The following is a 26,653-nucleotide window of genomic DNA, read 5'->3' on the forward strand; positions in this document are numbered from 1 at the left end:
CGCTGCCAACGTGAACAACGGCTACGTGGAACTGAGCAGGGAGCAGTGGAGCGATCTCCGCAGAAACACGCCCTTGACTCTCACCGCAGACGAGCTGGAAGCCCTTCGCGGCGTCGATGATCCCATCGACCTCGCCGAGGTCACCGACATCTACCTCCCCCTCACCCGACTGCTCAACCTGCACTACACCGGGTCCCAGGAGCGCAGCAACGTGCTGAGCGCCTTCCTCGGCAAGCCGGGGCCGCGCGTGCCGTACGTGCTGGGGATCGCCGGAAGCGTCGCGGTCGGCAAGTCGACGACGGCGCGGTTGCTGCACACGCTGCTGGCCCGCTGGCCAGAACACCCCAACGTCGGGCTGCTGACCACCGACAGTTTCCTCTACCCCAACAAGGTCCTCGAAGCCAAGGGCATCATGCACCGCAAGGGCTTCCCGGAAAGCTACGACCGGCGGGCGCTGGTGCGGTTCGTGGCGGAGGTGAAGGCGGGCATGGGCGAGGTACGCGCCCCGATCTACAGCCACCTTGAGTACGACATCGTCCCCGGGGCCCACCAGATCGTGAAAAGCCCCGACATCTTGATCATCGAGGGGCTCAACGTCCTCCAGCCGGCTCCCCCGACCTCGCTGGCGGTCAACGACTACTTCGACTACTCCATCTACGTGGACGCGAAGGTCGAGGACATCAGGACCTGGTACGTCGACCGCTTCCACAAGCTGCGCAGAACCGCCTTCGAAGACCCCAAGTCCTACTTCAAGTACATCGCCGAACTCTCCTACGAAGAGGCCACCGACTTCGCCGTCAACGTCTGGCGCGACATCAACGAGCGGAACCTGGTGGAGAACATCGCCCCCACCCGCGGCCGCGCCGACCTGGTCCTGCAGAAGGGCGCCGACCACTCGATCAGGCGGATACGGCTGCGCCGTACGTGAGATCCCCGCCCCCGCTCTCCCCCAGCACGTAGACGGCGAAGCGGCCCTGGCAGCCCTGGTCGTCGATGTCGGCGAACCAGCAGTCCTCGCCGTCGACGTGGCAGATGCGTATTGACATGGCCACAGCCTGAAGGGACCCGTTCAACAGAACGTCAACGTCGAATCTACGACAATGGCCCCGTGCTACATCTTCGATTGATCTGCCCTCCCGGCCGTACGGACGAGGTGCTGAGGGTGCTGGCGGAGTGTCCGGGCGTCACCAACATCGTGGTGCTGCCCGGCGCCGCCCGCGAGCCCGCCGGCGACCTCGTCTTCTGCGACACCGCGCGGGAGTCGGCCAACGAGGCCCTGTCCAAGCTCAAGTGGCTGGAGGACGAGGGGTCGATCGCGATCGAGCACATCGACCTGGCCCTGTCCAAGGTCGCCGAGGAGGCGGTCGAGGAGGCTCCGGGCGACCCCGACGACGCCGTGGTGTGGGAGGAACTGGCCCACCGGGTGCACAGCGACTCCCGCATCACCTGGGCGTACCTGGCCTTCCTGGCCATCGCCACCCAGCTCGCGGGCATCGGCGCCCTGCAGAACTCGCCCATCCTCATCGTCGGCGCGATGGTGCTCGGGCCGGAGTTCGGCGCGGTGGCGGCGATCTGCTTCGGGCTCCTGCGCCGGCGGTGGCGCCTGGTGATCGAGGCGCTGCGGACGTTGTTCGTCGGCTTCACCATCGCGATCGCTATCACCTTCGCCTGCGCGCTGGTCTCCCACTGGCTCGGCTGGATCGACATCACGAACCTCAACATCAACGACGAGGTGAAGTTCATCGTGAAGCCGGACCGCTGGTCATTCATCGTCGCGCTGCTGGCCGGCGTCGCGGGCGTACTGTCGATCACCTCGGGCAAGTCCTCGGCGCTGATCGGCGTCTTCATCTCGGTCACCACCGTGCCCGCCGCCGGCTACCTGGCCGTGGCGCTCGCGGTGGGTGACTGGGCGGAGGTGGCGGGGCCGGTCTGGCAGCTGGCGGTCAACATCTTCGGCATGGTCCTCGCCGGGACCGTGACCCTCCTGATCCAGCGCAGAGTCTGGCCTCAAGTAGGACGCCCCTCCTCCCCGTGAAGGAGGCCACCCGGTGGCCACGGAGGGTAGTGTCCGGATCATGCACATCCTCGCTACCGAGGGGCTGACCAAACGCTTCCCGACCGTCACCGCGCTCGACCGGCTCACGGTGGACGTCGGGACCGGCGTGACCGGCCTGGTCGGCGCCAACGGCGCGGGCAAGTCGACACTGATCAAGATCCTCCTGGGCCTGCTGCCGCCCACCGCGGGCGGCGCCAAGGTGCTCGATCTCGACGTGACCACGCAGGGCACGCAGATTCGCCGCCTCGTCGGCTACATGCCCGAGCACGACTGCCTGCCGCCCGACGTGTCGGCCACCGAGTTCGTCGTCCACCTCGCCCAGATGTCCGGGCTGCCGCGCACGGCCGCCCGCGAACGCGCCGCCGACGTCCTGCGCCACGTGGGGCTGGCCGAAGAGCGCTACCGCGCCATGGGCGGCTACTCCACCGGCATGAAGCAGCGGGTCAAGCTGGCGCAGGCGCTCGTACACGACCCAAAGATGATCTTCCTCGACGAGCCCACCAACGGCCTCGACCCGCGCGGGCGCGACGAGATGCTCGCGCTGATCCGCCGCATCGGCACCGAGTTCGGCATCAGCGTCCTGGTCACCAGCCACCTGCTCGGCGAGCTGGAACGCATCTGCGACCACGTGATCGTCATCGACGCCGGCCGCCTGCTGCGCTCCTCCGCCATCACCGAGTTCACCCAGGCCACGCAGAGCCTCACCGTCGAGGTCGAGGAGGGCGTGCAGCCCCTGGCCGAACGGCTGGCGGAGCACGGCCAGCAGGTCACCCAGCACGGCCGCCTGCTGCTGGTCAAGGTGAGCGGCCCGGAGACGTTCGACGCCATCCGCGACGCCGTGGTCGACCTCGACCTGTGCCTCATCCGGATGGAGCAGGGCCGCCACCGCATCGAGGACGTCTTCAGGGAGGAGGCCGCGGATGTCGTCTGAGATCTATGACATCGGCTACCGCCACTACGACGGGCCACGACTGGGCCCCGGCTACGCGACGCGGGCGCTGACGCTGCACAGCCTGCGCGGCATCTTCGGCCTCGGCCGTACGGCCCGCAGCAAGATCATGCCGTTCCTGCTGGCCATCATCATGCTGCTGCCCGCGGTCGTGAGCATCGCCATGATGGCCCTGCTCCAGCAGCGCGGCATGGCCTACAGCGCGTTCGCGGTGATCATGCAGGCGGTGATCGCTATCTTCCTGGCCGCGCAGGCGCCCACCGTGGTCGCCCCCGACCTGCGCTACCGCGTGCTGCCGCTCTACCTCTCGCGGCCGGTCGCGGTCGCGCAATACGTCAGCGCCAAGGTCATCTCGATGACGGTCGCGCTGTTCATGCTGGTGGCGGTGCCGCTCACACTCATCTACGTCGGCGAGCTGCTCATCGACCTGCCGGGGCCGCCGCAGACCAAGGAGTACCTGGGCGCGATGGCCATGGCGCTGCTGCTGGCGGTGCTGCTGACCGCGTTCGGCCTGGCGCTGGCCTCGCTCACGCCCCGGCGCGGGCTCGGCGTGGCCTCGGTCATCGCCGTCTACCTGCTGTCGCTGGCCGCCGTACCGGTCATCTACGGCACGCTGTTGTCGCTGAACGAGGAAGCGGCCGCCAAATGGGCGTGGCTGCTCAACCCGTTCTGGCTGGTGGACGCGGTCCAGGTGTGGTTGTTCGGCACCACGCCCAACTCCGAAGGCGGATATCCGCCGGGCCCCGCGCCCGCGCTGATCACGCTCGCGCTGATCGCCTTCGCCATCGGCGTGCTGGCCCTGCGCTACCGGAAGGCGGCGGCCCAATGAAACTCGAGCTCTCCCAGGTCTCGCGCTGGTACGGCAACGTGGTGGCGGTCAACGACGTCACCATGACGATCGGGCCCGGCGTGACCGGCCTGCTCGGCCCCAACGGCGCGGGCAAGTCGACGCTCCTGCACATGATGGCCGGATTCCTGGGACCGTCCGGAGGCAGCGTCACGCTCGACGGCACCAAGGTGTGGAAGAACCACCACATCTACCGCAACATCGGCCTGGTGCCCGAGCGCGAGGGCGTCTACGGCTTCCTCACCGGCTGGCAGTTCGTGCTGTCGGCCGCCAAGCTCCACGGCCTGTCCGACCCCGTCAGCGCCGCCCAGAAGGCGCTGGCCACGGTCGAGATGGAGGGGCCGAAGGACCGCCGCGTCGAGACCTACTCCAAGGGCATGCGCCAGCGCGTCAAGGTCGCCGCCGCCCTCGTCCACGACCCCGAGGTGCTGCTGCTCGACGAGCCGTTCAACGGGATGGACCCGCGCCAGCGCATGCACCTGATGGACCTCATCCGCGCCATGGGCACCGCCGGCAAGACCATCCTGTTCAGCTCGCACATCCTCGAAGAGGTCGAGCGGGTCGCCCAGCACATCGAGGTGCTGGTCGCCGGACGCCACGCGGCCTCCGGCGACTTCCGGCAGATCCGCCGCCTGATGACCGACCGCCCGCACCTGTTCCGCATCAAGTCCAGCGACGACAGGAAGCTGGCCGCCGCGCTCATCGTGGACGCCTCCTCAGGCGGCGTCACGCTCGGCCCCGACGGCCTGGAGGTACAGGCGGTGGAGTTCCGCCGCTTCGCCTGGCTGCTGCCGCGCGTCGCCCGCGCAGAGGGCATCAACCTGCACCAGGTCTCCCCCGTCGACGAGGACCTGGAGAGCGTCTTCTCCTACCTGATCAACCGGAGCACCTGATGAACACCGTGGTTGCCGGGATCACCTACCGCGCGCTGCTCGGCAGGCGGCGCATCCTGCTGCTGCTCCTGCTGCCGCTCGCGCTCGTCGGGCTGGCCGTCCTGCTGCGCCTGACCGGCGGCGCCGACCAGCGCTCGGCCATCCTGCTCATGCAGAACTTCGCGATCGCCACCATGCTGCCGCTGCTCGGCCTGATCGCCGGCACCGGCGTCATCGCGCCCGAGATCGACGACGGCACCATCATCCACCTGATGTCCAAGCCGATCTCCCGGCCGGTGATCGCCCAGACGAAGTTCCTGGTGGCCGCCTCCATGCTGGCCGTCTTCGCCGCCGTCCCCACCTACGTCGCCGCCTGGCTGCTGGTGCGCAACGAGGACGGCATCGCCTTCGGGTTCGCCCTGGGCTCCCTGCTCGGCGGCATCGCGTACGCGGCGCTCTTCCTGCTGCTGGGCGTCCTCACCCGCCACGCGGTCACAATCGGCATCATCTACGCGCTGATCTGGGAAGGCATGGTGGGCAGCTTCGTCAAGGGCGCCCAGAACTTCTCCATCCAGCAGTGGGCCCAGGCGATCGCCGACCAGATCTCCACCTCGGCGTTCATCGACCAGACCGCGGTGACGATCGGCTGGGCCGTACCGGCGATCGTGATCGTCACGGTCGGCGCGGTCGTCTGGGCGGGGCTGCGGCTGCGCGCCTTCTCCCTCACCGGGGACGAGTGAGACACTCCCCTGCATGGGGACGGAGATCATCGTCGCGTTGATCGGCCTGGCCGGCGGTCTGCTGACCGCCGGCCTCGGCTTTTACCAGTGGCGCAAGGGCCACCAGGCCGCGACCACCCCGGGCCCGCCACCACCGGGAAAACTCTCCCGCTCCGAGGCCTGAAGGGTCTCGGCCGCAATGGCCTGCTCGACCGGCTGACCGACGACATGCGCCACATCAATCTCCTCAACCACCCCGAACCCCTCAACATCGAGAGCCTGTACGTGCAGCTGCGCGTCCACGACCGGCAGCCGCTGCGCTTCATGCACCACGAGGAACTCCAGGAACTGCGCGGCCGCGCTCCGGGCGGCCTCAGCAGGCTCACCAGAGCCCGCAAGAAGGACCGGCAGGCCGAGATCCTCACCCCGGAAGAGGCCTTCACCCGCTTCCGCCGCATGGTCGACCTGGGCGACCCCGGCGCGGGCAAGACCACGATGCTGCGCTACCTGGGCTTCAAGGCCGCCACCGACGAGATCCTGCCCGCCTTCGATCGACCGCCTGGCCGCCCGCTACCCCAGCGCCCGCATCGCCGTCACCTGCCGCCGCGCGGGCTGCGCGGCCAGCTGCCCGCCTTCAGGACGCTGGAGGTACTCGACTTCGACGACGCGAGACGGCTGATCGAGCGGATCGGCGACGTGGGCGAGGACGTGGAGACCGTGCACGAACTCCTGAAGGTCATCGAAGAGCCGGGCCTCGCCTGGGACCCCGACGTGGCGACGGAGGCACTGGCCGAGGTGAGCAGGCGGGCCCAGGTGCGCGTCTACCCGACGGGCGCGTGGAATGAGGAAAGGGGCACGGCGCCCGCCGTACCCCTTGGAACCTCTACGAGCAGGACGTGCGCACCACGTCGGCCAGGCGGCCCGCGACCTGCGAGGCCTGGTCCTCCGACGAGGCCTCGACCATGACCCGGATCATCGGCTCCGTGCCGCTCGGCCGGATGAGCACCCGGCCGGTCTCGCCCAGTTCGGCCTCCGCCGCGGCCACGGCGGCCACCAGTTCCGGCACCGACGCCTTGCCCTTGTCGACGTCCTTGACGTTGATGAGGATCTGCGGCAGCGCCGTCATCGCCGAGGACAGCTCACGCAACGTCTTGCCGGTCCGCGCGACCACCGACAGCAGGTGGAGCGAGGTCAGCAGGCCGTCGCCGGTGGTGGCGTGGTCGAGCATGATGACGTGGCCCGACTGCTCACCGCCGAGGTTGTAGCCGTTGGCCTTCATGCGTTCGAGAACGTAGCGGTCGCCCACTGCGGTCTCGATCACGTTGATCCCGGCCTCGCGCATGGCCAGCTTGAAGCCGAGGTTCGACATCACGGTCGCTACCACGGTGTCGTTGGCCAGCGTACCCTCGTCGTGCATCGCCCTGGCCAGCACCGCCATGATGCGGTCGCCGTCGACGACCGCACCGGTGTGGTCGACCGCGAGGCAACGGTCGGCGTCGCCGTCGTAGGCGACCCCGAGGTCGGCGCCGCGCGAGATGACCACCTGCTGGAGCTTGTCCAGGTGGGTCGAGCCGTAGCCGTTGTTGATGTTGAGCCCGTCGGGCCTGGCGCCGATCGCCTCCACCCGGGCGCCCGCGCGGACGAGCGCTTCCGGCGCCACCATGTGCGCCGCGCCGTGCGCGCAGTCGACCACCACGTTCAGCCCGTCAAGGCTGCCCTGGACGGTGGTCAGCAGGTGGGAGATGTAGCGGTCGGCCTCGCCGTAGGCGTCTCTGACCCGGCCGACGGCCGAGCCGACGGGCCGGTTCCACGCCTCACCGAGCCGCCGCTGGATCTCGTCCTCGACCGCGTCGGACAGCTTGAAGCCGCCCCTGGCCAGGAACTTGATGCCGTTGTCCGGCGCCGGGTTGTGCGAGGCCGACAACATGACGCCGATGTCGGCGCCGAGCGCGGCCGTGAGGTGGGCGACGGCCGGGGTGGGCAGCACGCCGAGGCGCAGCACATCCACTCCGGACGACGCGAGGCCGGCGACCACCGCGGCCTCCAGGAATTCACCTGAAGCCCGGGGGTCCCGGCCTACGACCGCGACAGGCCTCTTGTGGCCTGTCGCGGTGAACGCGCCTGCATCGCCGAGGACGTGAGCCGCCGCGACCGAAAGGTCCATGGCGAGCTCGGCCGTGAGGTCGCGACCCGCGACCCCACGTACCCCGTCGGTGCCGAAAAGGCGCCCCACTTAGCGCTTGCTGTACTGCGGAGCCTTGCGGGCCTTCTTGAGGCCGTACTTCTTCCGCTCCGTGGCGCGGGCGTCACGGGTGAGGAAGCCGGCCTTCTTCAGCGGCGGGCGGTTGTTCTCGACGTCCAGGACCGCCAGCGCGCGGGACAGGCCCATGCGCAGGGCACCGGCCTGGCCGGTCACGCCGCCGCCGTCGATGCGGGCGATGACGTCGAAGGCCTCCTCGGCACCGAGCACCACGAAGGGCTCGTTGACGATCTGCTGGTGGACCTTGTTGGGGAAGTAGGCATCCAGCGAACGACCGTTGATCGTCCACTTGCCGGTGCCGGGGACGATGCGCACGCGGGCGATCGCCTCCTTGCGGCGGCCGGTGCCGTACGAGTTGCCCGTGGTGACGGGCTTACGCACGGGGGCGTCGGCGCTGGCGGCGGATTCGGTGGTGTACTCGGACGGGAACTCCTCGGTGGAGAAGTCCTCCTGCTCGGCCTCGACGACGGCCGTCTCGACACCGGTGGGCTCAGCCACGGTTCTCCTCTAAATCTTTCGAACTACTACTGGGCGATCTGGGTGATCTCGAACGGCACGGGCTGCTGGGCCTGGTGCGGGTGCTCGGAACCCGCGTAGACCTTGAGCTTCTTCGCCATCTTCCGGCCGAGGGAGTTCTTGGGGAGCATGCCCTTGACGGCCTTCTCGACCGCCCTGTCGGGGCGCTTCTCCATGAGCTCGCCGTAGGTCACGGAACGCAGACCGCCCGGGTAGCCCGAGTGGCGGTAAGCCTTCTTCTGCTCAAGCTTGTTACCGCTCAGCGCGATCTTCTCCGCGTTGATGACGATGACGAAGTCACCGGTGTCGACGTGGTTGGCGAAGATCGGCTTGTGCTTGCCGCGGAGCAGGGTCGCGACGTGGCTGGCCAGCCGGCCCAGCACGACATCGGTCGCGTCGATGACGTACCACTGACGTTCGACGTCAGCGGGCTTCGGTGAGTACGTGCGCACGGTCGTTAGCCTTATCTTGCTCGGCGTCTTCTTACCGCTGCCGGAATCGGTCAGCGCCTTTGTCGGTCGGTGCGGGCGCACGACAGCCCGGACCTTCCGTCTCCCTGCCTCAACAGGCTTCATGGGAGATGACGCCGGACGCGCCGCGCATCGGTCGCTCTGGACCTATGCACACAACGATTGACTAGGCTACCTCACTTCAAGAGCTACCGGTAACCAGCGCCGAGTCTACCCGACACAGAACGGTTCTATTTCGTTTCCCGGCAATCCCTTCTTTACCACCACCGCTCATCCCTATCGTTGGCTCCGGTATGTGGCAGAGCATTCACACCCGGCTGACCCAGCGGACATTCCGGCGCCGGAACCACCTGGGGGTGCTGGCGTGCCTCTCTGCCGCGGTCTTCGCCGGTGTGCTGATCGGCCGCCTGACCGACGCCGAGCCGCAGGCCGAGCAGCTCTACCTCAACGACAGCGTGCCGCCCGCGGCGGCGACAGCCGTACCGACGCCGAAGAAGCAGCCTTTCGCGGCCCCGATCCCGCGCGAGACCACCCCGTCGCAGCCGCACGGCCGCGCGACCGCCAAGCCGCTGCCCTCGCCGTCGAGCGAGATCTCCGGATTCTTCCCGCAGGACCACCCCACGCAGATCCTCGGCGATCCGGTGGTACGGCTGGAGCCCGAGTTCGCCCGGCGCGTCGTCGTCCTCACCAACATCGCCAGGGTCAAGAAGGGCTGCCGGCCGCTGCGCGTCGACACGCGCCTGACCCGATCGGCCCGCGCCCACTCCAAAGAGATGGCCACCGAGGGCAAGCTCGACCACGTCTCGCCCGACGGTTCCTCGCCGTGGGAGCGGATGGAGCGCGCGGGCTACCGCCAGGGCGCCGCGGAGAACATCGGCAGCGGCTACACCACCCCCGACGAGGCGGTCAGCGGGTGGCTGACCAACCGCTCCCACCGCGGCAACATTCTCAACTGCGACATCGTCGCCATCGGCGTAGGAGTCGCCAACGGGCCGACCGGCCTGTGGTGGACCCAGGACTTCGGCTACCGCTGACGCGGTAATCTCCCGGCATGGGTTTCCCCAAGAAGCGATCGACCGGCGGCGAAGACGAGGCCTCGGCCACGACCGAGACCACACGGCAGAGCACCATGTGGAGCCCCTATGACGAGGGACCGCGCTCCCGGGGGCCGCTGTGGTTCGCCCTGGGCGGGCTGGCCGTGCTCGGGCTGCTCGCCGGCGGCCTCGTCATCATGTGGAACACCAAGACTCCCGGCCAGGCCGAGACGGCGCGCCGTACCTCCGCGCCGCTGCCGTCGGCGCCGCCCGGCGAGTTCGGCTTCGCCGGCGAACGCAAGACCGACCCGGAACCACTGACGGTCAAGGAGCTCTTCGCCCAGAAGAAGTTCACGGTGGACGGGCGCTCCTACGAGATGACCATCACCAAGAGCGACAAGAAGTGCGGTGACGCCGCCAACGGCGAAAAGCTGGTGAAGGCCTTGAAGTCCGGCAAGTGCACCCAGGTGGTACGCGCCAGCTTCCGCGACAAGGCCGGCAAGGTCATCGGCACCGTCGGCGTCGCGAACCTCAACACCACCGGCTCCGCCAAGAAGGTCGCCTCCGCGGGCGGCAAGGACAAGCGTTCGGTGTACGTGAAGGCGCTGCCCGGCAAGGACGCGGTCACCAAGTACATCGGATCGGGCTCCGGCGCCGCCGAGATCTGGGTCCACGGCCACTACGCGATCATGGTCTGGTTCCAGAACAAGGACGGCTCCGAGCCGACCAAGAAGACCTCGAAGGTTCTCGCCCAGGCGGCCGACGACATCGCGAAGGCGACCGCCTTCAAGGCCCTGGACGCCCGCTCCCTCAGCGGCTACCCCGGGACCTGAACCACCCACAGCCCCCCATAAGCGGACAAACAGGGCGGTCGATCCGGCCGGGAACGCCCATACCGGCATGACGATCTCGACCTTCTCGCTAGGCTCCCCCTTATGCGTGGCCAGGAACCCGGGTCCGAGCACGAGCGCGCCGAGACCGACAGCTCGGTCGCTCCGGCGACGACACCGCCGCCGAGCTTCGGCCAGCTCCTCTCACCCGCCGCCGACCCAACCACCCCACCCATCCTGTACGGCGAGGCCGTACCGGAGGGTGGCGAGGGCGACCAGCAGGAGACGGCGGAGCGCCTGCCCTGGCCAAGTGCCGGCGGCGCCGCCATCCCCGTCTACCCGGGCCCACCCCCCAACCTCCCGGCCCCCGAACCGCCCCTGCCCGGCCATGGAGGGCTGCCAGGTCAACCGCCCCCGCCCGGTCAGCCACCCCTGGACGGCCGGCCACCTCTGCCGGGTCAGCCTTCCCTGCCCCAGCCCCCGTTCTGGCCCGAGGCCCCCCGCGCCACCACCCCGGAGCCCCGCCATGACCCCACCAGGCCGATAGCCGGACACCCGCTCGACAGCGGCCCCCAGCCCATGGCCGAACGGTTCGGCGACAACGGGCCCCAGGCCATGTCCGGACCTCCCGGCGCCAGCGGCCCCCAGCCCGCGCCGACGGACGCGCTCGGGTACCCACCGCCGCCCGGCCCCTCCGCGGACACCAACCCGGCCAACCCCGTGCCCGGGGCGCCTCATGCCGACGTCCAGCCGTGGAACGTCGCGGCCCCGACCCCGGCCCCGGCCCCGACTGCGGCCCCCACTCCGGCACCGGCACCCGAGCCCGAACCCACCGCCGACCTGCCCGAGCTGCCCGCCTTCCCCGGCGCGAAGCCGTGGGAGGTCCCCGGCGAGGAAGCCGAGTACGACTGGTTCGCCGACCCCGAGCCCGACGACCCCCAGCTCACCCGCACCTCCTGGCCCAAGCCGGACCTCCCGTCCGACACCCCGCCGCCTCCCGGCGAGCCCACCTGGGAACCCCCGCCCGGCTTCACCGCCGCGGCGGCAGGCATGCAGGTCTGGCCGTCTCCGGTGACCGACCCGGCGGCACCCCCGTGGCCCGCGGCGACCGGCGAACCCATCCCCGGCGCCGACTACGACGCCCTGGAATCCCCGGCTCCATGGCCGGGCGCGCCAGCCGTACCCGCGAACCCCCAGGACGTCCAGCCCCCCGCCACAGCCCCCATGGGCAACCCACCTCAGCCCCCCGGCAGCCCGCTCCAGCCACCCGCGCACCAGAGCACCGCACCGAACCAACCGCCCGGACCACAGAACACCGGACCGAACCAGCCGTTCGACCCGGGCCTCACCCTCCCGGTGGCCCGCCAGGCCGATCGCGGCGACATCCCGGTGTGGCCGATGAAGCAGTCCGACGACACCGGACCACACCAGATGCCCGAGCTCCCGTTCCCGCCGGAGGTCTGGGGTCCGAAGCCCGCGCTGCCCGCACCGAGGCAGCCCATGGCACTGCCGCCGGCCGACTCGGACACCCCGCCCCACGGCATCCCCGCCTTCCCCGGCCCCCGCCCTCCGGCGACGGACAGCCCCCACCCGGACCCCGCGCGCCCGCAGGCACCGGTACCGGTCGGCCCGCCCAGCAGCTTCCAGCCCCCGTCCCGCCAGGCCTTCGGCAACCAGCCCTTCGCCGGTCAGCAGGCGCACACCCAGCCGGGCAGCCTGTTCACCCCGGGCGGCCCCACCGCGCCCCCGCGACCCGGCCCCCCGCAACCACCGGCCAAGGGCAGGAAGGTCCTCCTGGCCGCGCTGGGCGTCCTGGTTCTGGCAGGCGTGGCGACCGGCGCGTTCTTCGCCTACCGGTCGATCAACAGCTCCAAACCCGCCGACGCCGCGGCCTCACAACCCCCGGCCACCTCGCAGCCCTCCGCCACGGCGCCCACCGACCCACCGGACGACACCGCAGGCGCCTCGGTCCTGAACTCCGAGCAGACCGACCCCAAGAAGCTCGCCCTCACCGAGGCCTTCCCCGCCAAGAAGATCAAGATCGGCGGCAGGTCGTTCACCAGGGTCAAGACCAGCATGGCCGAGAACTGCGAGAAGGTCGCCGCGGGCCCGTTCGCCGACGCGCTGCGCAAGCAGGACTGCAGCCGCGTCCTGCGCGCCACCTACGTCGACAGCAAGCGCCGCTACGCCGTCACCACCGGCCTCGCGGTCCTGCCCACGAAGGAGGCGGCCGTGGAAGCCGACCAGGCCAAGAACCTGAGCCGCAACCTCTGGTTCCGCGCCCTGCCCGGCTCGGCGGGCAGCGGCGGCGACCGCATCCACATCGCCGGAGGCTACGCGGCCGGCCTGGTCTGGGGCCGCTACATCGTCTTCAGCTACGCCACCTACGCCGACGGCCACACCCCGACGGAAAAGGAAACCGGCCTGGGCAAGATCAGCGGCGGCTTCCGCGACCAGACCGCCAAGGTCCTGGAACGCCGCATAGCCGCCAGCTGACCCCCGCACAGACACGCCCGCGTGGGACGTTCGTCGCCGCGAGCGAACACCCATGCCAGGGACGCAGGGGTGGGGGTGGCTGCAGGCAGGAGAGCAGCGGCGAGCGCGCGCAGGGGGCTCCTGGGCGTGACGCTCAGCCGGAGTGCGGGTACGGCCGACTTGGCGCTTCCCGGAGTTGCGGGTGCGGGCAAGACCCGGCTGGTCCCGAGGCGGGGCGTCGCGTGGCATGGGCGGGCGCCGGCCGTACCGCCAGATGTGGGAGGCCGGGGAGTGCGGCGAAGGTGGTCAGAGGGTGCGGACGCGGCGGGTGGCGGCTGCTCTGGTGGCGAGTTCGGCGGGCGCCGGGTAGACGACCTCCTCCAGGCACAGCCCGTGGGCGGGCGCCACATGCACCCCCGAATCCCGTACGGCTGCCGCCAGCACCTCCCCCGGCCACTCCACCGGCCGGCGCCCATCACCAGCCGCCATCAACGACCCGACCAGCGCCCGGACCATGGAATGGCAGAACGCGTCCGCGACCACGGTGGCGACCAGCAGCCCGCGCCCATCTCGCAGCCATTCGAGCCGCTGCAGTTCCCGAATCGTCGTGGCGCCTTCGCGCTTCTTGCAGAACGCCGCGAAGTCGTGCTCGCCCAGCAACCGCACGGCCGCGGCGTTCATGGCTTCGACGTCCAGCGGCCTGGCATGCCAGACCACCTCCCGCCGCACCAACGGGTCCACCCCACCGGGCGCGTCGCACACCCGGTACGCATACCGCCGGGACATAGCCGAGAATCGCGCGTCAAAGCCCTCAGGAGCCACCGAGACGCGAAATATCCGTACATCTGCCGCCAGGACTCCCGCCAACCTCCGCACCAGCGCAGCAAGCCTCTCAGCTCGCCCCGCAGGCGCGCCGGCCCGGGGATCCAGCTGCCCCAGCGACTCCTCGTCCAGGTCGACGTGCGCCACCTGCCCCCGGGCGTGCACCCCGGCATCCGTCCGCCCGGCGACCGTCAGCGAGGCAGGCTCCGGCAGCCGCAGGATCCGCGTCAGCGCTTCCTCGATCTCGCCCTGCACCGTGCGCCGCCCCGGCTGACGCGCCCATCCGGAGAAGTCCGTGCCGTCGTAGCCGAGGTCGAGGCGGAGCCGTACCACGATGTCATCCTCCTGAATGCGAAACGGGCCCGCACCCCCGCAAGAGGGGTCCGGGCCCGTTGACGGCCTGAAAGATCAGGCCTCGTCCTTCTTCGCCTCGGTCTCCGTGGCGGGAGCCTCGTCGGCGACGGCCTCGGGGGCCTCGGCCTCAGTGGTCTCAGCCTCGGTGGTCTCCTCAGCGACCTCCTCGACGACCTCGGCGGCGGCCGCGGGAGCGGCGGCAGCCTCGGCGGCCGGGGTGGTGCGCGAGACGGTGACCGGGTTCAGCTGCTCGGTGACCAGCTCGATGACCGCCATGGGCGCGTTGTCGCCCTTACGGTTACCGATCTTGGTGATCCGGGTGTAGCCACCGGGACGCTCCGCGAAAGTCACGGCGATCTCGGTGAACAGGTGGTGGACGACGCCCTTGTCCTTGACGACGGTCAGCACCTGGCGACGGTTGTGAATGTCGCCCTTCTTGGCCTTGGTGATCAGTCGCTCCGCCAGCGGGCGGACGCGCTTGGCCTTGGTCACGGTGGTGGTGAGCCGGCCGTAGCGGAACAGATCGGTGGCGAGGTTCGCCAGGATCAGCCGCTCGTGAGCCGGGCTGCCGCCAAGACGTGCACCCTTGGTGGGCTTGGGCATTGCGTTCTCCTTGAGAATGAACCCGCCCCGGCCGTACGAGGTACCGGAGTCGGGCCGCCAGGCGCCCCCGCAGGGGCGCCCGCGATAAACCAGATGCGTGGTGCGAACCCGTCACCCGAGAGGGGCACCGGGGACGTGCTCAGTACTGCTCGGTCTCGACGTACGCGGAGTCGTCGTCGTCGTAGCCGCCGCCGGCCACCGCGCTCGGGTCGAACCCGGGCGGCGAGTCCTTGAGAGCAAGCGTCATCTCGTGGAGCTTCTGCTTGACCTCTTCGATGGACTTGGCGCCGAAATTCCTTATATCGAGCAAGTCCTGCTCGCTGCGGGCGACTAGCTCGCCCACAGTGTGGATGCCCTCGCGCTTGAGGCAGTTGTAGGAACGAACCGTGAGGTTCAGCTCCTCGATCGGCAGCGCGAGGTCGGCGGCCAGGGCCGCGTCGGTCGGCGACGGGCCGATGTCGATGCCCTCGGCCTCGACGTTCAGCTCGCGGGCCAGGCCGAACAGCTCGACCAGCGTCTTGCCGGCGGAGGCCACCGCGTCGCGGGGCTTCATCGCGGCCTTGGTCTCGACGTCCAGGATCAGACGGTCGAAGTCGGTACGCTGCTCGACTCGGGTCGCCTCGACCTTGTAGGTGACCTTGAGGACCGGCGAGTAGATCGAGTCGATCGGAATGCGGCCGATCTCCTGGCCGGGCTGCTTGTTCTGCGCGGCGGAGACGTAGCCGCGACCGCGCTCGACGGTCAGCTCCATCTCCAGCTTCGCCTTGCCGTTGAGGGTGGCGATGCGCAGCTCGGGGTTGTGCACCTCGACACCGGCCGGGGGCGCGATGTCGGCGGCGGTGACCTCACCCGGGCCCTGCTTGCGCAGGTACATGACGACCGGCTCGTCGTGCTCGGAGGAGACGACCAGTTCCTTGAGGTTCAGGATGATGTCGGTGACATCCTCCTTGACCCCCGGCACGGTCGAGAACTCGTGGAGCACGCCCTCGATGCGGATGCTGGTGACGGCCGCGCCCGGAATGGACGACAGCAGCGTACGCCGCACCGCGTTGCCGATGGTGTAGCCGAAGCCCGGCTCCAGCGGCTCGATGACGAATCGGGACCGGGTCTCGTCGAGCGACTCTTCGAGAAGAGTCGGACGCTGAGCGATCAGCATGTGGGATCTCCCCTTGTAGTGCGGCGACCGCTATATGACGCCGCTCTCCATAACAGCTTAAGTGGAGTACGGCGTGCCGTACTCCACTTAGAGACGAGTGACTACTTGGAGTAGTACTCGACGATCAGCTGCTCCTGGACCTGGGTGTCAATCTGACCGCGGACGGGCAGCTGGTGAACCAGGACGCGGAGCTTCTCCGGCACGACGCCGAGCCACGGCGGAACGGTGCGCTCGCCGGCGGTGGCGCGGGCCACCTCGTACGGCATCAGGTTGCGCTTGTTCTCGCGGACCTCGACGATGTCGTGCTCGCGAACACGGTACGACGGGATGTCGACCTTCTTGCCGTTCACCAGGATGTGGCCGTGGCGCACCTGCTGGCGGGCGGCGTCACGCGACTGGGCGAACCCGGCGCGGAAGACGACGTTGTCGAGACGGCTCTCCAGAATCTGGAGAAGCACCTCACCGGACTTGCCGGTCTTGGCGCTGGCTTCCTCGTAGTAGTTGCGGAACTGCTTCTCGAGGACGCCGTAGATGCGGCGGGTCTTCTGCTTCTCACGAAGCTGGAGCTGGTACTCAGACTCCTTCGGACGACCGCGACCGTGCTCACCCGGCGGGTAAGGACGGATCTCGATGGGGCACTTGGCGGATTCGCACTTGCTGCCCTTGAGGAAGAGCTTGGTCTTCTCCCGACGGCAGAGCTTGCAGTCCGCGCCCGTGTAACGAGCCATTTCTCAATATCTCCTGGGTGTCAGACGCGGCGGCGCTTCGGCGGACGGCAGCCGTTGTGCGGAACCGGGGTCACGTCCTGGATGGACCCGACCTCGAGCCCGGTCGCCTGCAGCGAACGGATCGCGGTCTCACGGCCGGAGCCGGGGCCCTTCACGAAGACGTCGACCTTGCGCATACCGTGCTCCATGGCGCGGCGGGCGGCATTCTCGGCGGCCATCTGGGCGGCGAACGGGGTGGACTTACGGGAGCCCTTGAAACCCACGTGGCCGGCGCTGGCCCAGGAGATCACGTTCCCGTTGGGGTCGGTGATCGAGACGATCGTGTTGTTGAACGTGCTCTTGATGTGGGCGTGCCCGTGAGCGACGTTCTTCTTTTCCTTGCGGCGCACCTTCTTCGGTGCGCCCTGACGGCTCTTAGGAGGCATTGTTAGCCATTACTCCTGAGGTCTTCGGTCCGCGGCTGCGCGAACTACTTCTTACCGGGCTTCTTCTTACCGGCGACGGTCTTCTTCTTGCCCTTACGGGTGCGCGCGTTGGTCTGCGTGCGCTGGCCGTGGACGGGAAGACCCTTGCGGTGACGGATGCCCTGGTAGCAACCGATCTCGATCTTGCGACGGATGTCGGCCTGGACCTCGCGGCGCAGGTCACCCTCGATCTTGTAGTTCGACTCGATGTAGTCACGCATCGGGACGAGCTCAGCGTCGGAGAGCTGGTGCACGCGAAGGTCGCCGCTGACGCCGGTGGCCTTGAGGATCTCAAGGGCCCGGGTGCGGCCGATTCCGAAAATGTAGGTGAGAGCGATCTCCAGCCGCTTTTCGCGGGGGAGATCGACGCCAACCAGGCGAGCCATGGTCGGGCATTCTCCTTCTCTGTGGCGGAGGTCTTGCGCTCCACTGCCCCTCCCCATGCCCGGGGTGAGGGCCTCGGCCTCCGACCGAGGGTGTCCCACTGATGTGGGTGTGGCACGCGATTACTTCAGGCTGCTCATGCGTCGAGCCCGCCACCCCTTGACGGGTGTCGGACTCGGAGAAGCCTTACCGCGACTAGCCCTGACGCTGCTTGTGGCGCAGGTTGTCGCAGATCACCATGACGCGACCGTGCCGGCGAATCACCTTGCACTTGTCGCAGATCTTCTTGACGCTCGGCTTAACCTTCATTGTCCTTCGTATCCTCAGACGTGTTTCCTCGCGGGCCGGAGCCCGCGCCTAACGCCGGAACTTCCCCGCGGAGCTGCGGGTTCCGTCGCTACTTGTATCGGTAGACGATCCGCCCACGACTGAGGTCGTAGGGGCTCAGTTCAACGACTACCCGGTCGTCAGGCAGGATTCGGATGTAGTGCATCCGCATCCGGCCGCTGATGTGGGCCAGGACCTTATGGCCGTTGTCGAGCTGCACCCGGAACATGGCGTTCGGGAGCGACTCAACCACAGTGCCCTCGATCTCGATGGCGCCGTCTTTCTTGGCCAAAATCCCTCGCGTTTCACTGATCGGTCGTCTGAGGTTTCGGTTCACTGCAGCCGCGACATCACGCTTCGAAGAGAGCGGCGATCGGCAAGGATCGCCGACGCGTGAGAGTCAAAGTGAGCCGACTAAGGAGTGTACGACACCTGAGCTAAAAACGCGAAACGCGTGCCAGGTGTCCTGACACAACCATGCGCCAGTTTAGCGCAAGTCCGCGCTCGCGTACGCCGCTCGGAAGCGCGCGTGCACGATCACGTTGTCACTGTAGGTACGCCGGACCCGGTCGAAGCTTCCGCCACAGGTCACCAGGCGCAGCCAGCGCGTGTCCGCCGGCCCGTAGACCTCCTCCGCGGGGAAGCGGTCCTTGGGCGCGCGCGACAGCCGTTCCACCACGAACACCGCCACGCTCGTGTCGGCGCGCACCACGCCCACCACGTCTCCCGCCCGCAGTTCGGCCAGCCGGGCGAAGACCGCCGGTCCCCGCCTGGTGTCGAGATGCCCCGCGATCACCGCCGAGCCACGCTCCCCCGGCGTCACGCCGCCGCCGTACCATCCGGCCACATTCCCGTGATCCAGAGGTGGCACCGCCAGCGCCCCGTCGTCACCCACCCCGAGCACCACGAGCGGCGCGCTCACATGAAGGCGCGGGATCAGCACCCGCGTGGGCTCGGCCCGGCTCAGCTCTCCCGCGAGCGGCCGCGGCCACCCCTTCCCCGGTACGGCAGGCGGCCCGACGGCCACCTCCCAGGGCGCGGCGGGCGGCGCCGTACAGGAGGAAAGGCCCAGAACGAGCCCCACAGCGACGATCACGTGCCCGCCCGGCGCCGACGACCGCCGACACGCGGCGCCAGGCGGGCACGAGTCTCTAGGGCGCGGCGTCACGCGAGCCGCGCCACCGCTTCCAGCCGGCCAGCGCACCGCCCCCGGCAGCCAGCACGAGCACGCCCAGCGCACCCGCCAGCCACGGCGCCCGCCCGTCCTCCCCCGCAACCTCAGAACCCGCGACCTCTGAACCCGCAAGCTCAGAACGCGCGACCTCTGAACCCGCAAGCTCAGAACCCGCGAGCTCAGAACGCGCGAGCGAAGAGCCGGCCCGCGAAGAGCCGGCGAGTTCGGACCCGGCGCCAAGCGCCAGCCCGCCCCCTCCGGTCTCCGGCCCGCGCCGGGGATGGCCACGCACGGTGAGGTAGGTCCTGACCAGCCGATCGGAGCACCGAGCGGTCACCTCGTGCACCGAGCTGACCGCGTTGTCCTGCACCTCCACGCTCCCCGCCCACCCGCCGGGACTCCCGCCGCGCGCCAGCCGGACGTGCTGCCCCGCGAACGCCATCGACGAGGCGACCACCTGGTCCGTGGCGCCGCACGCGTGCACATGAACGGTCACCCGCTGCCCAGGCCCGGCACTGGTGGGCGAAACACTCACCCCGGGCTCAGCAGACGAAGCCCCCGTAGTGGAGAACGCGGTCACCAGCACCCCGAGCAGGACACGTCTCAATCTGTCCCCCTAAAGCGCCGGTTCGCTGGTCAAAGATCATCTACCCCTCGTGATCGCCGCCAACTGGCACCAGCGGTAAAGAGTGCGTCTTTCACTCCGGATATAGGGCAAAGCCCGCCCGTGACCAGGTCACGGACGGGCTCTGTGCGCGAATCGCCTAGTAGATGCGGTGCTTCGAGCCGCAGTTGTGGTTCGGCTTCTTGCCCCAGCAGGTGTAGGTGTACATCTTCTTGATGCCCTTGGCCTTCCAGCTGTCGCCGCCCGAGCCGTTCCAGTGGCGGTAGAACTTGTGCCAGCTGCCGCCCTTGTAGTACTCGAACCAGACGTAGCCGTACTTCTTGTCGCCGCCGAACTTCTCCTTGCCGGACCAGATCGTGTGGACGTATCCGCCGGACTTGTGGGTGCGGCCCTTCGCGTAGGCCTTGCCACCGTTGCTGGAGAAGTACGGCCCCCAGAAGTCGGCCGAGCTCGACGTGTCGGTGCTCGCCTGGGCGGCGGGTGCGAGGGCGAGGCCGCCGGCGACGGATCCGGCGATCGCTGCTGCTACGAGGAACTTACGCATCTGTCTTCCTCCGGGAGTTGGGCCGGCTGTTGCCGACACCGCTCACGTTAGGAAGCAGAACCCGCCCGATCTGCGCAGGAATGCACACATACCACTTTTACGTACGCCGCAGCCCGCTACCGAAGACCGTGCTCAGCAGAAGGATCACACCCCACGGCCCCATCACCCACAGCGGCCACGGATAGATGAAGTCGCCCGAGGTCACGCTGACGATCAGCCAGATCACCCAGTTGATACCGCTGGCCGCCGCCCACGCGCCCCACGCGCCGCGCATCCCGGGATGCATGCCCTGCTTGGGCGCGGGCACTCCAGCTCCGACCGCCTTCGCGGGCCGTGCCCGCAGGTCCACGTCGGGCAGGTCGGCGGTCAGCCTGGCCAGCTCGCCGTAGGTCTTGCTCTGGTACAGCTGCTCAAGCCGATCGTTGAACTCGTCCATGGTGATGCGGCCCTGTGCCGTGTGCTCACGCAGGACTGCGGCCACCCGGTCGCGATCGACGTCGGACGCCCTCATCTCGGGGCTTTGCGCCATCACCCTCAACTCCTGGCCCGCTAGTTCAGCTGTGCTAGTCGCTCTTTGCCCCCATCGAGGGCGGTTAGCACCCAAGGACCATTATGTGTCACCGCGACGCTGTGCTCGAAGTGCGCGGAGGGCTTGCCGTCCATCGTCACGACGGTCCACTCGTCGGCCAGCACGCGCGTACGCGCTCCGCCCAGGTTCACCATGGGCTCGATCGCCAGGCACATGCCCTCTTCCAGAACCGGCCCGCGGCCCGGCTTGCCGTGGTTGGCGATCCAGGGGTCCATGTGCATCTCGGTGCCGATGCCGTGCCCGCCGTACTCCTGGGGGATGCCGTAGCGGCCCTGGGACTTGACGTACTTCTCCACCTGGAAGCCGATGTTGGACAGGTTCGCGCCCACCTTGAGTGCCGCGATCCCCCGCCACATCGACTCCTCCGTCACCCGCATGAGCTCGACGAGCTCTGGTGCCACCTCGCCGACCGCGACGGTCACCGCCGAGTCGCCGTGCCAGCCGTCCAGGATCGCGCCGCAGTCGATCGAGATGATGTCGCCCTCGCGCAACTGGCGGGCATTGGTCGGGATTCCGTGGACGACCTCGTCGTTGACCGAGGCGCAGATCGTCGCGGGAAAGCCCTGATAGCCCTTGAACGACGGAACGGCGCCCTCCTCGCGAATCGCCTTCTCCGCGATCACGTCGAGGTCCAGCGGCGTCATGCCGGGCCGCACCGAGCGCTTCAGCAGATCGAGCGTACGCCCGACGACCAGACCGGCCGCCCGCATCTTCTCGAGCTGCTCGGGCGACTTGATCTGAATTCCATGCCGGTTCTTCTTGAACACGTGTGGCACCCCCCAGGGTGTTTCAACGGGCGGACGCGGGAGGTCAATTCCCCCACAATAGCCGCGAGGTGGCACGGAATCCCGCGCCACCTCGCATACTTAGATCGCTATCCCATGAAAGGGCGAATCGCCTCCATGGCCCGCTGCGTGACCTCTTCCACCGGCCCAGTGGCGTCGACGCCCACGAGAAGGTCGTCCTTGGCATAGAAGGAGACCAACGGCGCCGTCTGCTCCTGGTAGACCTCCAGGCGGTGCCTGACGGTCTCCTCCTTGTCGTCGTCGCGCTGGAAGAGCTTGCCTCCGCACGCGTCGCAGACGTCGTCCTTCTTGTCGTCGAACTCGACGTGCCAGATGCGCCCGCACTGACTGCAGGTACGCCGGCCGGCCAGCCGGCGTACCACCTCCTCGTCGTCGACCACGAGCTCCAGCACGAGGTCGAGACCCTGCTCCCAGTCCTTCAGCATGTCGCGCAGCACCTCGGCCTGCGACACGTTGCGGGGGAAGCCGTCGAGCAGGAAACCGTCCTGCGCGTCGTCCTCACGGAGCCGGTCGCGGACCATGGCGATCGTGACCTCGTCGGGCACGAGGTCGCCGCGGTCCATGTACGTCTTGGCGAGCGTGCCGAGCTCCGTGCCGCCCGAGACATTGGCACGGAAGATGTCACCTGTCGAGATCTTCGGGATGGACAGGTTTGATGCGATGTACTGGGCCTGTGTCCCCTTACCCGCTCCGGGGGGCCCGACCAGAACCAGCCTCACTAGCGCAGGAAACCTTCGTAGTTACGCTGCTGGAGCTGGCTTTCGATCTGCTTCACCGTGTCCAGGCCGACACCAACCATGATGAGAATGCTCGTCCCTCCGAACGGGAAGTTCTGGCTCGCACCGGCGATGGCCAGGGCGACGATCGGGACCATGGCGATCAGACCCAGATACAGCGAACCGGGCGCGGTCAACCGGGTGAGCACGAAGTTCAGGTATTCGGCCGTGGGCCGTCCCGGGCGGATACCCGGAATGAACCCACCGTACTTCTTCATGTTGTCGGCGATCTCAGCGGGGTTGAAGGTGATCGACACGTAGAAGTAGGTGAAGAACACGATCAGCAGGAAGAACGTGATCATGTAGATCGGGGTGTCGCCCGTCACGAAGTTCTGCGAGATCCACTGCACGACCGCGTTCGGGCTCTCCGCGTTGGCGAACAGCGAGGTGAGCAGCTGCGGCAGATAGAGCAGGGACGAGGCGAAGATGACCGGGATGATGCCCGCCTGGTTCACCTTCAGCGGGATGTAGGTGGAAGTGCCGCCATACATCCGGCGCCCGACCATCCGCTTGGCGTACTGCACGGGGATCCGGCGCTGAGCCTGCTCGACGAAGACGACCGCGGCGATCATGAAGATGCCGACCACCAGAACGGCGGCGAAGGTGAACTTGTTCGCCTGGAAGATGTTGGCCAGCTCGGACGGGAAGACCGCGACGACCTGCGTGAAGATGAGGATCGACATACCATTGCCGACGCCGCGGTCGGTGATGAGCTCACCGAGCCACATGATCACCGAGGTGCCCGCCGTCATGATGATGACCATCGTGACGATCCCGAAGATGTTGTCCGGGTCGAGCAGGATCTCCTGCTGGCACTGCGGGAACAACTGACCGGTACGGGCCAGCGCGATGAAGGCGGTCGACTGGAGAATGCCGAGGCCGATGGTCAGATAACGCGTGTACTGCGTGATCTTCGTCTGCCCGGCCTGCCCCTCCTTCTTCAGGGCTTCTAGTCGGGGGATCACGACGACGAGCAGCTGCAGAATGATGCTCGCGGTGATGTACGGCATGATGCCCAGCGCGAAAACCGACAACTTCAGAAGGGCGCCGCCGCTGAACAGCTGCACCATTCCATAGATGTTGCCGGCGGAACTGTCTCGTGCTTGTTCGAGACAGGTCGCGAGATTCTGGACGTGAACGCCCGGAGTCGGAAGAACCGAGCCGAGTCGGAACAGCGCGATGATGCCCAGAGTGAAGAGCAACTTCTTGCGCAGGTCCGGCGTCCGGAACGCCCGGGTAAACGCGGTCAGCACGGTCCCTCCTGCGCGCCATGGTGGCGGTGTGAGTATGCGATGGTGCGGGGATCTGCCATTTGAAGTGTCAAGTCAATTCGAGCCGGACAGATGCCTGCCGTCTCGCGAACTCTAACGCACTACGGGCGTGAGGGCCCATGGTCAGGGCCCCCACGCCTCGTCATAGCGGTCTTACAGCTCGGTAACGGACCCACCAGCAGCGGTGATCTTCTCCTTCGCGGAACCCGAGAAGGCGTGAGCCTGCACGTTCACCGCGACGGAGATCTCACCGGTGCCGAGGACCTTCACCAGCTGGTTCTTGCGGACGGCGCCCTTGGCGACCAGCGTCTCGACGGTGACCTCGCCACCGTCGGGGAACAGCTCGCCGAGCTTGTCCAGGTTGACAACCTGGTACGTCGTCTTGAACAGCGCGTTGGAGAAGCCCTTCAGCTTCGGCAGACGGCGCTGCAGCGGCACCTGGCCACCCTCGAAACCGAGGGGAACCGTCGTGCGGGCCCGCGAGCCCTTGGTGCCGCGACCAGCGGTCTTGCCCTTGGACGCCTCGCCGCGGCCCTTGCGGACCTTCGACTTGTTGGATCCAGGAGCAGGACGCAGGTCGTGAATCTTGAGCGGAGCCTTGTCAGTCATGACTAGTCGACCTCTTCCACCACGACGAGGTGCGTCACCACGGAGACCATCCCACGGATCTCGGGACGGTCCTCCTTGACGACGACGTCGCCGATTCGCTTCAGGCCAAGCGAACGCAGCGAGTCACGCTGGTTCTGCTTGCCACCGATCTTCGAGCGAACCTGAGTGATCTTCAGGCGTGCCATGACTAGCTCACCGCCTTAGCCGCCGCGGCAGCCTCGGCAATACCCTCGGCGCGCGCCTTGAGCATCGCCTTGGGAGCGACGTCCTCGATCGGCAGGCCACGACGGGCCGCGATCGCCTCGGGAGTCGAAAGACCCCGCAGCGCCGCGACCGTGGCGTGCACGATGTTGATCGGGTTGTCCGAGCCGAGCGACTTGGACAGCACGTCGTGGATGCCCGCGCACTCCAGAACCGCGCGCACCGGGCCACCGGCGATGACGCCGGTACCGGCCGAGGCCGGACGCAGGAAGACGACGCCGGCCGCCTCCTCGCCCTGCACGGTGTGCGGAATGGTGCCCTGGATGCGAGGAACGCGGAAGAAGTGCTTCTTCGCCTCTTCGACACCCTTGGCGATGGCCGCGGGGACTTCCTTGGCCTTGCCGTAGCCGACGCCGACCAGGCCGTTGCCGTCACCGACGACTACCAGGGCGGTGAAGCTGAAGCGACGACCACCCTTCACGACCTTGGCCACTCGGTTGATCTTCACTACGCGCTCGATGTACGAAACGCCCTTGTCGGCGGCGCCACCGCGGCGGTCGTCGCGACGGTCCCGCCGCTCGCCACCGGTGCCGCCACCGCGACGCGGAGCTGCAGCCATCAGTGGTTCCTCTTCTCAGCTGTTGCCATCAGTTGCGATCCTCGGTTCCTCATCAGAACTCGAGCCCGCCTTCACGGGCGCTGTCCGCCAGAGCGGCGATACGGCCCGCGTAGCGGTTACCACCACGGTCGAACACGACAGCGGTGATACCGGCATCCTTGGCCCGCTGAGCGAGGAGCTCGCCGACCTTCTTGGCCTTCGCGGTCTTGTCGCCCTCGGCCGAACGCAGCGTGGCGTCCATGGTCGAGGCGCTGACCAGCGTGTGACCCTTGGAGTCGTCCACGATCTGGACGAACAGGTGCCGGGTCGAGCGGTTGACGACGAGGCGCGGACGCTCCGCCGTACCGACGACCTTCTTGCGGACGCGGCCGTGACGGCGGGCCCGCGAGACGGTGCGGGCAGCCGTGTGCTTGCTGTACGCAGTCTTGCCAGCCATGCCTACTTACCAGCCTTTCCGACCTTGCGGCGGATCTGCTCGCCTTGGTACCGCACACCCTTGCCCTTGTACGGGTCAGGCTTGCGCAGCTTGCGGATGTTCGCGGCGACCTCGCCGACCTTCTGCTTGTCGATGCCGTCCACGTGGAACAGCGTCGGCTTCTCGACGCGGAAGGTGACACCCTCGGGAGCGTCAACGATCACCGGGTGGCTGAAGCCGAGCGCGAACTCGAGCTGCGACGGGCCCTTGGCCTGAACGCGGTAGCCGACACCGACGATTTCAAGGCTCTTGGAGTAGCCCTGAGTGACACCCTGCACCATGTTGGCGATGAGCGTGCGAGACAGGCCGTGCAGCGCACGGACCTTGTTCTCGTCATTGGGACGGGAGACCGCGATGGTCCCGTCTTCGGCGCGAGCCACCGAAATGGGCTCGGCCACCGTGTGAGAAAGCGTGCCCTTCGGGCCCTTGACCTGGACGTCCTGGCCGGTGATCGTGATGTCTACGCCACTGGGCACAGGGATGGGCAGCCGTCCGATTCGCGACATGCTGTGTTCCTCCCCTCTACCAGACGTAGGCGAGGACTTCGCCGCCCACGCCACGCTTGCCGGCCTGCTTGTCGGTCATGAGCCCGCCAGACGTCGAGATGATCGCGACGCCCAGCCCACCCAGAACTCGAGGCAGGTTGTCCTTCTTCGCATATACACGCAGCCCGGGCTTGGAAACCCGGCGCAGCCCCGCGAGCGAACGCTCACGGCTCGGCCCGAACTTGAGCTCCACCACGAGGTTCTTCCCGACCTTGGCGTCCTCAACGGTCCAGGCCTGGATGTAACCCTCCTGCTGGAGGATCTCGGCGATGTGCGCCTTGATCTTGGAATACGGCATGGTCACGCTGTCGTGATATGCCGAATTCGCATTGCGCAGACGCGTCAACATGTCTGCGATCGGGTCGGTCATCGTCATGGCCAACGGCCTTCCTCGCCGCGGTTTCCAGTCGGTGAAGCGCTTCTGATGGTCGAGTCCGCCTCAGCTCGCACCTCGGGGTGGGCGAATGCCTCCCTCAGTGTCCGCTTCGGCTACCTCTCCGCGCTCTACCGGTGGACCTTCGGCGTGGTCACGGGCGCTCCGACGGAGCACCCA

At 68.1% G+C, this 26,653-nt stretch carries 36 protein-coding genes; 11 read left to right on the forward strand and 25 right to left on the reverse strand.

Annotated features, from left to right (window positions below; genetic code table 11):
- Positions 1 to 25 precede the first annotated feature (25 nt).
- Positions 26 to 928: a type I pantothenate kinase gene (gene coaA, locus ACIBHY_RS41285; protein WP_397309642.1), complete on the forward strand. Its 903-nt coding sequence runs from the start codon at positions 26 to 28 to the stop codon at positions 926 to 928.
- On the opposite strand, the gene ACIBHY_RS41290 is transcribed toward coaA, so the two are convergent.
- Positions 900 to 1,046 (reverse strand): hypothetical protein, encoded by a 147-nt coding sequence (locus tag ACIBHY_RS41290; RefSeq protein WP_397093460.1) that lies wholly within the window; start codon positions 1,044 to 1,046, stop codon positions 900 to 902. The genes coaA and ACIBHY_RS41290 overlap by 29 nt on opposite strands.
- A 62-nt stretch (positions 1,047 to 1,108) precedes the next feature.
- On the opposite strand from ACIBHY_RS41290, the gene ACIBHY_RS41295 reads away from it, so the two are divergent.
- From ACIBHY_RS41295 to ACIBHY_RS41325, 7 genes are read left to right on the forward strand one after another with little or no spacing between them, the layout of a single operon-like run.
- Positions 1,109 to 2,035 (forward strand): DUF389 domain-containing protein, encoded by a 927-nt coding sequence (locus ACIBHY_RS41295; protein WP_397256700.1) that lies wholly within the window; start codon positions 1,109 to 1,111, stop codon positions 2,033 to 2,035.
- Between the two features lie 40 nt (positions 2,036 to 2,075).
- Positions 2,076 to 2,987, forward strand: a complete 912-nt coding sequence (locus ACIBHY_RS41300; protein WP_379614479.1) for an ABC transporter ATP-binding protein — start codon at positions 2,076 to 2,078, stop codon at positions 2,985 to 2,987.
- The gene (locus tag ACIBHY_RS41305; RefSeq protein WP_397256702.1) at positions 2,977 to 3,834 is read left to right on the forward strand and encodes an ABC transporter permease subunit; all 858 of its coding nucleotides are present in this window, start codon (positions 2,977 to 2,979) and stop codon (positions 3,832 to 3,834) included. Before ACIBHY_RS41300 ends, ACIBHY_RS41305 begins: the two co-directional genes overlap by 11 nt.
- Positions 3,831 to 4,745, forward strand: a complete 915-nt coding sequence (locus tag ACIBHY_RS41310) for an ABC transporter ATP-binding protein (protein WP_397256704.1) — start codon at positions 3,831 to 3,833, stop codon at positions 4,743 to 4,745. Before ACIBHY_RS41305 ends, ACIBHY_RS41310 begins: the two co-directional genes overlap by 4 nt.
- Complete coding sequence (locus tag ACIBHY_RS41315; RefSeq protein ID WP_397256706.1) at positions 4,745 to 5,464, forward strand: ABC transporter permease; 720 nt, start codon at positions 4,745 to 4,747, stop codon at positions 5,462 to 5,464. Before ACIBHY_RS41310 ends, ACIBHY_RS41315 begins: the two co-directional genes overlap by 1 nt.
- A gap of 13 nt (positions 5,465 to 5,477) precedes the next feature.
- On the forward strand, positions 5,478 to 5,627 hold the full coding sequence (locus ACIBHY_RS41320; protein WP_397309590.1) for a hypothetical protein: 150 nt from the start codon (positions 5,478 to 5,480) through the stop codon (positions 5,625 to 5,627).
- A gap of 44 nt (positions 5,628 to 5,671) precedes the next feature.
- A complete protein-coding gene (locus ACIBHY_RS41325; RefSeq protein ID WP_397309591.1) occupies positions 5,672 to 6,409 on the forward strand; it encodes a hypothetical protein in 738 nt (245 codons plus the stop codon).
- Here ACIBHY_RS41325 and glmM read toward each other — a convergent pair.
- From glmM to rplM, 3 genes are read right to left on the reverse strand one after another with little or no spacing between them, the layout of a single operon-like run.
- A complete protein-coding gene (glmM, locus tag ACIBHY_RS41330; RefSeq protein WP_397256711.1) occupies positions 6,327 to 7,676 on the reverse strand; it encodes a phosphoglucosamine mutase in 1,350 nt (449 codons plus the stop codon). The two genes, ACIBHY_RS41325 and glmM, sit on opposite strands and share 83 nt — an antisense overlap.
- Positions 7,677 to 8,201 carry a 30S ribosomal protein S9 gene (rpsI, locus tag ACIBHY_RS41335; RefSeq protein ID WP_379614493.1) on the reverse strand — a complete coding sequence of 175 codons (525 nt, stop codon included), beginning with the start codon at positions 8,199 to 8,201 and terminating at the stop codon, positions 7,677 to 7,679.
- Positions 8,202 to 8,227: 26 nt separating this feature from the next.
- Positions 8,228 to 8,671, reverse strand: coding sequence for a 50S ribosomal protein L13 (gene rplM / locus ACIBHY_RS41340; protein ID WP_184958047.1), 444 nt, complete (start codon positions 8,669 to 8,671; stop codon positions 8,228 to 8,230).
- A gap of 311 nt (positions 8,672 to 8,982) precedes the next feature.
- Here rplM and ACIBHY_RS41345 point away from each other — a divergent pair, with 311 nt between their 5' ends.
- The 3 genes from ACIBHY_RS41345 to ACIBHY_RS41355 all read left to right on the forward strand — a co-directional run bounded on the left by ACIBHY_RS41345 (position 8,983) and on the right by ACIBHY_RS41355 (position 13,049).
- A complete protein-coding gene (locus ACIBHY_RS41345; protein WP_397309592.1) occupies positions 8,983 to 9,723 on the forward strand; it encodes a CAP domain-containing protein in 741 nt (246 codons plus the stop codon).
- 17 nt (positions 9,724 to 9,740) lie between these two features.
- The gene (locus ACIBHY_RS41350) at positions 9,741 to 10,556 is read left to right on the forward strand and encodes a hypothetical protein (RefSeq protein WP_397256715.1); all 816 of its coding nucleotides are present in this window, start codon (positions 9,741 to 9,743) and stop codon (positions 10,554 to 10,556) included.
- A 102-nt stretch (positions 10,557 to 10,658) separates the two neighbouring features.
- Positions 10,659 to 13,049: a hypothetical protein gene (locus ACIBHY_RS41355; RefSeq protein WP_397309593.1), complete on the forward strand. Its 2,391-nt coding sequence runs from the start codon at positions 10,659 to 10,661 to the stop codon at positions 13,047 to 13,049.
- A gap of 285 nt (positions 13,050 to 13,334) precedes the next feature.
- On the opposite strand, the gene truA is transcribed toward ACIBHY_RS41355, so the two are convergent.
- From truA to rpsH, 21 genes are all read right to left on the reverse strand, one after another.
- Positions 13,335 to 14,183, reverse strand: a complete 849-nt coding sequence (truA, locus tag ACIBHY_RS41360; protein ID WP_397256719.1) for a tRNA pseudouridine(38-40) synthase TruA — start codon at positions 14,181 to 14,183, stop codon at positions 13,335 to 13,337.
- A gap of 75 nt (positions 14,184 to 14,258) precedes the next feature.
- Positions 14,259 to 14,807 carry a 50S ribosomal protein L17 gene (gene rplQ / locus ACIBHY_RS41365; RefSeq protein WP_397256721.1) on the reverse strand — a complete coding sequence of 183 codons (549 nt, stop codon included), beginning with the start codon at positions 14,805 to 14,807 and terminating at the stop codon, positions 14,259 to 14,261.
- A 139-nt stretch (positions 14,808 to 14,946) separates the two neighbouring features.
- Complete coding sequence (locus tag ACIBHY_RS41370) at positions 14,947 to 15,963, reverse strand: DNA-directed RNA polymerase subunit alpha (RefSeq protein WP_184958053.1); 1,017 nt, start codon at positions 15,961 to 15,963, stop codon at positions 14,947 to 14,949.
- A gap of 101 nt (positions 15,964 to 16,064) precedes the next feature.
- A complete protein-coding gene (rpsD, locus tag ACIBHY_RS41375; protein ID WP_379614507.1) occupies positions 16,065 to 16,691 on the reverse strand; it encodes a 30S ribosomal protein S4 in 627 nt (208 codons plus the stop codon).
- Positions 16,692 to 16,711: 20 nt separating this feature from the next.
- On the reverse strand, positions 16,712 to 17,116 hold the full coding sequence (gene rpsK / locus ACIBHY_RS41380; protein WP_020542285.1) for a 30S ribosomal protein S11: 405 nt from the start codon (positions 17,114 to 17,116) through the stop codon (positions 16,712 to 16,714).
- Between the two features lie 44 nt (positions 17,117 to 17,160).
- Positions 17,161 to 17,541 carry a 30S ribosomal protein S13 gene (rpsM, locus tag ACIBHY_RS41385; RefSeq protein ID WP_379614509.1) on the reverse strand — a complete coding sequence of 127 codons (381 nt, stop codon included), beginning with the start codon at positions 17,539 to 17,541 and terminating at the stop codon, positions 17,161 to 17,163.
- Between the two features lie 193 nt (positions 17,542 to 17,734).
- A complete protein-coding gene (gene rpmJ, locus ACIBHY_RS41390; protein ID WP_003956441.1) occupies positions 17,735 to 17,848 on the reverse strand; it encodes a 50S ribosomal protein L36 in 114 nt (37 codons plus the stop codon).
- Positions 17,849 to 17,936: 88 nt separating this feature from the next.
- Positions 17,937 to 18,158 carry a translation initiation factor IF-1 gene (gene infA, locus ACIBHY_RS41395; RefSeq protein ID WP_012887858.1) on the reverse strand — a complete coding sequence of 74 codons (222 nt, stop codon included), beginning with the start codon at positions 18,156 to 18,158 and terminating at the stop codon, positions 17,937 to 17,939.
- A 195-nt stretch (positions 18,159 to 18,353) separates the two neighbouring features.
- On the reverse strand, positions 18,354 to 18,962 hold the full coding sequence (locus tag ACIBHY_RS41400) for a class F sortase (RefSeq protein ID WP_397309594.1): 609 nt from the start codon (positions 18,960 to 18,962) through the stop codon (positions 18,354 to 18,356).
- Positions 18,963 to 19,017: 55 nt separating this feature from the next.
- Positions 19,018 to 19,536 carry a hypothetical protein gene (locus ACIBHY_RS41405; RefSeq protein WP_397309595.1) on the reverse strand — a complete coding sequence of 173 codons (519 nt, stop codon included), beginning with the start codon at positions 19,534 to 19,536 and terminating at the stop codon, positions 19,018 to 19,020.
- Positions 19,537 to 19,804: 268 nt separating this feature from the next.
- Complete coding sequence (locus ACIBHY_RS41410; protein ID WP_397256725.1) at positions 19,805 to 20,209, reverse strand: hypothetical protein; 405 nt, start codon at positions 20,207 to 20,209, stop codon at positions 19,805 to 19,807.
- Positions 20,210 to 20,306: 97 nt separating this feature from the next.
- Positions 20,307 to 20,738 (reverse strand): DUF1707 domain-containing protein, encoded by a 432-nt coding sequence (locus ACIBHY_RS41415; protein WP_397309643.1) that lies wholly within the window; start codon positions 20,736 to 20,738, stop codon positions 20,307 to 20,309.
- Positions 20,739 to 20,758: 20 nt separating this feature from the next.
- Positions 20,759 to 21,565, reverse strand: coding sequence for a type I methionyl aminopeptidase (map, locus tag ACIBHY_RS41420; protein ID WP_397093435.1), 807 nt, complete (start codon positions 21,563 to 21,565; stop codon positions 20,759 to 20,761).
- Positions 21,566 to 21,672: 107 nt separating this feature from the next.
- Positions 21,673 to 22,323, reverse strand: a complete 651-nt coding sequence (locus ACIBHY_RS41425; protein WP_379614521.1) for an adenylate kinase — start codon at positions 22,321 to 22,323, stop codon at positions 21,673 to 21,675.
- Positions 22,323 to 23,633, reverse strand: a complete 1,311-nt coding sequence (gene secY / locus ACIBHY_RS41430) for a preprotein translocase subunit SecY (RefSeq protein WP_397256729.1) — start codon at positions 23,631 to 23,633, stop codon at positions 22,323 to 22,325. Before secY ends, ACIBHY_RS41425 begins: the two co-directional genes overlap by 1 nt.
- 171 nt (positions 23,634 to 23,804) lie before the next feature.
- The gene (gene rplO, locus ACIBHY_RS41435; RefSeq protein ID WP_397256731.1) at positions 23,805 to 24,260 is read right to left on the reverse strand and encodes a 50S ribosomal protein L15; all 456 of its coding nucleotides are present in this window, start codon (positions 24,258 to 24,260) and stop codon (positions 23,805 to 23,807) included.
- Positions 24,261 to 24,262: 2 nt separating this feature from the next.
- A complete protein-coding gene (rpmD, locus tag ACIBHY_RS41440) occupies positions 24,263 to 24,445 on the reverse strand; it encodes a 50S ribosomal protein L30 (protein ID WP_049572666.1) in 183 nt (60 codons plus the stop codon).
- Positions 24,446 to 24,447: 2 nt separating this feature from the next.
- Positions 24,448 to 25,080, reverse strand: a complete 633-nt coding sequence (gene rpsE / locus ACIBHY_RS41445; protein WP_379614526.1) for a 30S ribosomal protein S5 — start codon at positions 25,078 to 25,080, stop codon at positions 24,448 to 24,450.
- 52 nt (positions 25,081 to 25,132) lie between these two features.
- Positions 25,133 to 25,516, reverse strand: a complete 384-nt coding sequence (rplR, locus tag ACIBHY_RS41450; protein WP_184958063.1) for a 50S ribosomal protein L18 — start codon at positions 25,514 to 25,516, stop codon at positions 25,133 to 25,135.
- A gap of 2 nt (positions 25,517 to 25,518) precedes the next feature.
- Positions 25,519 to 26,061 (reverse strand): 50S ribosomal protein L6, encoded by a 543-nt coding sequence (gene rplF, locus ACIBHY_RS41455; RefSeq protein WP_379614528.1) that lies wholly within the window; start codon positions 26,059 to 26,061, stop codon positions 25,519 to 25,521.
- Positions 26,062 to 26,077: 16 nt separating this feature from the next.
- Positions 26,078 to 26,476, reverse strand: a complete 399-nt coding sequence (gene rpsH, locus ACIBHY_RS41460; protein ID WP_184958065.1) for a 30S ribosomal protein S8 — start codon at positions 26,474 to 26,476, stop codon at positions 26,078 to 26,080.
- Between the last annotated feature and the right edge of the window lie 177 nt (positions 26,477 to 26,653).

Origin of the sequence: Nonomuraea sp. NPDC050547 (assembly GCF_044457345.1) — a bacterium.
GTDB lineage: Bacteria > Actinomycetota > Actinomycetes > Streptosporangiales > Streptosporangiaceae > Nonomuraea.